Raw genomic sequence first — 268 nt, 5'->3', positions numbered from 1 at the left:
CCACCCTGTGGAGTGCCTGACTCTGTTGCCTCAAATACGCCATTGTCCAGAACTCCGGCTTTAAGCCATTGTTTAATTTTCCGTTTGAACACGGATGGACAATCTAGTTTGGACAGTAGGTAATCATGGTTAATTTGGTCAAAACATTTTGCAATATCTGCATCTAATACCCAGTTAGGTTTCTTATGAACCTTCTTGAATATGGCATCAATCGCATCATGCGCTGACCTTCCTGGCCTAAATCCGTATGAGTCTGCCTCAAATCGGG

General features: G+C 43.7%; 1 protein-coding gene. It reads right to left on the bottom strand.

The genetic code is table 11. The features are described 5' to 3' along the window. Positions 1-268 (bottom strand): reverse transcriptase domain-containing protein (locus tag LKK83_RS15510; protein WP_324632117.1); only part of this gene is annotated, 268 nt, incomplete at both ends.

It is taken from the genome of Phormidium sp. CCY1219 (assembly GCF_035615515.1).
In the GTDB taxonomy this organism is placed as follows: Bacteria; Cyanobacteriota; Cyanobacteriia; order Cyanobacteriales; family Laspinemataceae; genus CCY1219.
The sequence above is the reverse complement of the archived record's forward strand: the minus strand, read 5'-3'. Positions and strand labels throughout refer to the sequence as shown.